Origin of the sequence: Pseudomonas sp. Sample_9, assembly GCF_004307535.1 — a bacterium.
In the GTDB taxonomy this organism is placed as follows: Bacteria; Pseudomonadota; Gammaproteobacteria; order Pseudomonadales; family Pseudomonadaceae; genus Aquipseudomonas; species Aquipseudomonas mercuritolerans.
Map to the genome: position 1 here is coordinate 17,967 of NZ_RAZO01000066.1, position 4,513 is coordinate 22,479.

Genomic DNA, 4,513 nt, shown 5'->3' on the forward strand with positions numbered 1-4,513 from the left:
CAGCTTCCTTGAACAAGGTTTCCCGGGCATCGGCGCAGCGAGCCAAGTATCCTCGGCAACGGCCAGACTCCCAGTGGGAGAAGGTCGCCATTTGATAATTGTTTGCATTTGAACGTCAAGCTCGGACATATCCCGACACGAGCGGACATTAGAGGATAGCCATGAAGTTTCTCTGCGCCGGCAGCGATCTGGCCGAAGCCGGCAGTCGCGGTTTCGAAATCGAAGGCAAAAAGCTGTTTGCCGTGCGTCGAGGTGGCCAAGTCTTTGTCTATTTCAATCGCTGCCCGCACCGGGGTGTCGGGCTGGAATGGCAGCCCGACCAGTTTCTCGACCCGAGCAACAGCCTGATCCAGTGCGCCACCCATGGCGCACTGTTTCTGATCGAGAACGGCGAATGCGTCGCCGGCCCCTGCGCCGGGCAGTCGCTCACGGCAATTGAATGCCGGGAAGATACACAAGGCGTGTGGATCGACGTTTAACCGTTGAGCCGCACATCGAGTCGGCGGTCGATGACCATCTCTTCATGGTCCAGGCGCACACCGTAGGCCAACACCTCGACACCGCAAGCAACCGCTTCACGCAGCGCCTCGGCGTAAGCCCAATCGATCTCTTCGGCCGGGCGCACGGCATCGATGCCGGTGAGATTCACGCAGTACAGCTGCACCGCCCGGATACCGTCGCGCGCCAGATGCGCAAGCTCACGCAGGTGTTTGGCGCCACGCTGGGTCACCGCATCGGGAAACGCCGCCACCGGCGTGCCGTCAAAGCCGAGGGTGACGCTTTTGACTTCGACATACGCCGGGCCGCTGGGGTATTCGAGGCGGAAGTCGATGCGGCTTTTTTCCTGTCCGTAGGCAACCTCACGCTTCAACGCGGTAAAGCCGTTCAACTCGGTGATCACGCCGGCCTGCAAGGCTTCTTCGACCAATCCGTTGGCGCGTGCGGTGTTGACGCAAAATAGCCGGCCCTGCGGGGTTTCGCCAATTTCCCAAGTGCCGGGCAATTTGCGTTTCGGATCATTGGAGCGACTGAACCAGACCTGCCCGCCCTCGACCTGGCAGTTGAGCATCGAGCCGGTGTTCGGGCAGTGAATGGTCAGCAACTCGCCGTTAACAGTTTCGATATCGGCGAGAAAACGCTTGTAACGACGAATCAGCCGCGCTTCTTCCAGAGCAGGATAAAAACGCATCAGCCTTGCCAGCTCTTCAAACCACGGGCAATTCGCTCAACCGCTTGCTGCAAACGTGCAAGGCTTTGTGTGTAAGCGAAACGCACGTGATGGCTGGCCTGATAACGACCGAAATCCAGTCCCGGCGTAAAGGCAACGTGCTCGGTTTCGAGGAAATGTCGGCAGAATGCGAAGGCATCACCGCCGAAACGGCTGATATCGGCGTACAGATAAAACGCGCCTTCCGGCTCGACGGCGATGTTGAAACCGAGTTCACGCAGCGCCGGCAGGAGGAAGTCGCGACGGCGCGCAAACTCGGCGCGGCGCTCTTCAAGAATCGCGATGGTGGCCGGCTCGAAACAGGCCAGTGCCGCGTATTGCGCCATGCTCGGCGCGCTGATGTAGAGATTCTGCGCGAGTTTTTCCAGTTCGCTGACCGCCGCTTCGGGCGCGACCAGCCAGCCCAGGCGCCAACCGGTCATGCCGAAATACTTGGAGAAACTGTTGAGGACAAAAGCGTTGTCATCAACCTCCAGCACACTGGCGGCATCGGTGCCGTAAGTCAGGCCGTGGTAGATCTCATCCACCACCAGATGCCCGTGTCTGGCTTTGATCGCTGTGGATAACCCGGCCAGCTCATCGCGCGTCAGCAGGGTCCCGGTCGGGTTGGCCGGTGACGCGACAAGGGCGCCGACGCTGTCGTGGTCCCAGTGCCGATCAATGAGATCCGGGGTCAGTTGATAACGCACATCCGGCCCCACCGGCACCAGTTGTGCCGCGCCTTCGACCAGACGCAAAAAGTGTCGGTTGCACGGGTATCCCGGGTCGGCGAGCAGCCAGTGTTTACCCGGATCGACCAACAGGGCACTGGCCAGCAACAGCGCGCCGGAGCCGCCCGGTGTGATCAGAATCCGCCGTGGGTCGATGTTCAGGCCGTATCGCGACTGGTAGAACCCGGCGATCGCCTCGCGCAGTTCGGGAATGCCGCGGGCGGCGGTGTAACGGGTCTTGCCGGCAGTCAACGCGGCCTGGCCGGCGCGAATGATCGGCTCGGCAGTGGTGAAGTCCGGCTCGCCGATTTCCAGATGAATCACATCGTGGCCTTCAGCCTGCAATTCATTGGCCCGCGCCAGCAGCGCCATCACATGGAACGGTTCGATCGCACGACTGCGCGCACTGTAGGGGCCCATTGGAATGCCTTCGACGGGAAAAAAGAGACGATTCTACCTGTCTGCCGGAACGAGCGAGAACCCGCGAAGGTCACAGCCTCAAGAACGCTGGACTGTAACGATCTGAACGTACGCTCCAGGATTGACTAAAATCAGTGATTGAACAGGTCTCCCTTCCCACAGACACGGCTTGTCAGACATCTGCAAGCGCCACCCGCCGGGGGCTCGACATCCGGGAGTAGCGCAGGCTGATTTGATCTGGTAAGTTCGCCCGCTTGCAGCCGCAGGGCCGGCAGGTGTCGGTGATGGAGCAATCCTGCGCAATGGATTACAAGAGTAGAGGCGGTCTATTTCATGTCCACCCAAGCAAAGCAACAGCAGCAAGCGACGATCAGCGGCTTCGAACCTTATGTTCCGAAGGCGGGTGAAGAGTACATGGGCGCTCCAATGCGCGCGCACTTCACCAAGATCCTGAACAAGTGGAAACTGGACTTGATGCAGGAAGTCGACCGTACGGTTGATCACATGAAAGACGAAGCGGCCAACTTCCCTGACCCGGCCGACCGTGCCAGCCAGGAAGAAGAGTTCGCCCTCGAACTGCGCGCCCGCGACCGCGAGCGCAAGCTGATCAAGAAAATCGACAAGACCCTGCAACTGATCGAAGACGAAGAGTACGGCTGGTGCGAGTCCTGCGGCATCGAGATCGGCGTCAAGCGCCTCGAAGCCCGTCCGACGGCGGATCTGTGCATCGACTGCAAGACCCTGGCGGAAATCAAGGAAAAGCAGGTCGGCAAGTAATCTCGACCTGAACGAAAGACGGAGCGTGCGAACGCTCCGTTTTTGTTTCTGTGTTTTGCCCGCGGAACCTGCTTCTGCCTCTGTGGGACCGAGCCTGCTCGCGAAAGCGTCCCTTCAGACAGCTCATTATTGACTGACACAGCGCTTTCGCGAGCAGGCTCGCTCCCACAGAGGTAACCTGCTCAAATTCTGAATAGCCTTTATTGCCTCCATGACTGCCAAATCCCCCGCCTACATCGGCCGCTTCGCCCCCACCCCCAGTGGCCACCTGCACTTCGGTTCGCTGGTCGCTGCGTTGGCGTCTTACCTCGACGCCCGCGCCGTCGGTGGGAGTTGGCTGGTGCGCATGGAAGATCTCGATCCGCCGCGCGAAGAGCCCGGTGCGCAAGCGGCGATTCTCAAGGCGCTGGAAAGTTACGGCTTCGAATGGGACGGCGAAATGGTCCGCCAGAGCGATCGACACGCGGCTTATGCCGAAGTGCTCGACAGCCTGTTCAATCACGGTCTGGCCTACGCCTGCACCTGCTCGCGCAAACAACTGGAGCCCTATCACGGGATTTATCCGGGGTTTTGCCGCAATGCCGGGCATGAACAGCACGACGCCGCGATCCGCCTGCGCGTGCCGGAGCTGGAATACCACTTCATCGATCGCGTGCAGGGCGAATACCGCCAGCACCTGGGCCGCGATGTCGGCGACTTTGTCATCCGTCGGCGCGATGGACTCTATGCCTATCAACTCGCGGTGGTGCTCGATGACGCCTGGCAGGGCATCACCGATATCGTGCGTGGCGCCGACCTCCTCGATTCGACGCCGCGTCAGCTATATCTACAGGAGCTGCTCGGCCTCAAACAGCCGCGCTATCTGCACCTGCCGCTGATCACCCAGCCGGACGGCAACAAACTCGGCAAGTCCTACCGCTCGCCGCCGCTTGAAGCCGATCAAGCCACGCCGTTGCTGCTGCGGGCGTTGCGCGCGCTCGGGCAGAATCCCGGCGCTGAATTGGCGCACGCCTCGCCGCGCGAACTGCTGGCCTGGGGCAGCGCGCACTGGGATGCCGAAAAGATCCCGCGCACACTGACCCTGCCCGAAGCGCAACTGCAATGACGACACTTGCAGTCGCGCGCCCATCCGTTACCATCGCCGCACGTTTTCGGGCACGCGCATAAAAAAGAGAGGCCGGGATGTACATCTATCGCTTGGTCCTGCTTCTGGTCGTCGGGATCTACCTGTTCTCCCCCGCCATTATGGATTGGTGGATCGACGCGACGGGCGCCTGGTATCGCCCTTATCTGCTCTGGCTGATCCTGATTGTCGTGACCTTCATCCTGCAGAGCCAAAAAGATGCCGATGAGCTTTAGCCTGACCCAGATGATCCTG

At 60.6% G+C, this 4,513-nt stretch carries 6 protein-coding genes; 4 read left to right on the plus strand and 2 right to left on the minus strand.

Annotation, left to right across the window (positions count from 1 at the left end; genetic code table 11):
- Positions 1–161 precede the first annotated feature (161 nt).
- Positions 162–479: a Rieske (2Fe-2S) protein gene (locus D6877_RS04015; RefSeq protein ID WP_122506697.1), complete on the plus strand. Its 318-nt coding sequence runs from the start codon at positions 162–164 to the stop codon at positions 477–479.
- Here D6877_RS04015 and sfsA read toward each other — a convergent pair.
- Positions 476–1,189, minus strand: coding sequence for a DNA/RNA nuclease SfsA (gene sfsA / locus D6877_RS04020; protein ID WP_130909926.1), 714 nt, complete (start codon positions 1,187–1,189; stop codon positions 476–478). The two genes, D6877_RS04015 and sfsA, sit on opposite strands and share 4 nt — an antisense overlap.
- Positions 1,189–2,358 (minus strand): pyridoxal phosphate-dependent aminotransferase, encoded by a 1,170-nt coding sequence (locus tag D6877_RS04025; RefSeq protein WP_130909927.1) that lies wholly within the window; start codon positions 2,356–2,358, stop codon positions 1,189–1,191. The genes sfsA and D6877_RS04025 overlap by 1 nt, the downstream gene beginning before the upstream one ends.
- Positions 2,359–2,691: 333 nt before the next feature.
- On the opposite strand from D6877_RS04025, the gene dksA reads away from it, so the two are divergent.
- From dksA to D6877_RS04040, 3 genes are all read left to right on the plus strand, one after another.
- Positions 2,692–3,135, plus strand: coding sequence for an RNA polymerase-binding protein DksA (dksA, locus tag D6877_RS04030; RefSeq protein ID WP_101157646.1), 444 nt, complete (start codon positions 2,692–2,694; stop codon positions 3,133–3,135).
- A 211-nt stretch (positions 3,136–3,346) separates the two neighbouring features.
- Positions 3,347–4,240 carry a tRNA glutamyl-Q(34) synthetase GluQRS gene (gene gluQRS / locus D6877_RS04035; protein WP_130909928.1) on the plus strand — a complete coding sequence of 298 codons (894 nt, stop codon included), beginning with the start codon at positions 3,347–3,349 and terminating at the stop codon, positions 4,238–4,240.
- 77 nt (positions 4,241–4,317) lie between these two features.
- Positions 4,318–4,494, plus strand: coding sequence for a hypothetical protein (locus tag D6877_RS04040; RefSeq protein ID WP_003176118.1), 177 nt, complete (start codon positions 4,318–4,320; stop codon positions 4,492–4,494).
- Positions 4,495–4,513: the final 19 nt, after the last annotated feature.

Bases quoted from the DNA above. Each gene is read 5' to 3' on its own strand.
- gluQRS (WP_130909928.1), top strand. From the start codon at position 3,347: ATGACTGCCAAATCCCCCGCCTACATCGGCCGCTTCGCCCCCACCCCC.
- dksA (WP_101157646.1), top strand. From the start codon at position 2,692: ATGTCCACCCAAGCAAAGCAACAGCAGCAAGCGACGATCAGCGGCTTC.
- D6877_RS04025 (WP_130909927.1), bottom strand. From the start codon at position 2,358: ATGGGCCCCTACAGTGCGCGCAGTCGTGCGATCGAACCGTTCCATGTG.
- D6877_RS04040 (WP_003176118.1), top strand. From the start codon at position 4,318: ATGTACATCTATCGCTTGGTCCTGCTTCTGGTCGTCGGGATCTACCTG.
- sfsA (WP_130909926.1), bottom strand. From the start codon at position 1,189: ATGCGTTTTTATCCTGCTCTGGAAGAAGCGCGGCTGATTCGTCGTTAC.
- D6877_RS04015 (WP_122506697.1), top strand. From the start codon at position 162: ATGAAGTTTCTCTGCGCCGGCAGCGATCTGGCCGAAGCCGGCAGTCGC.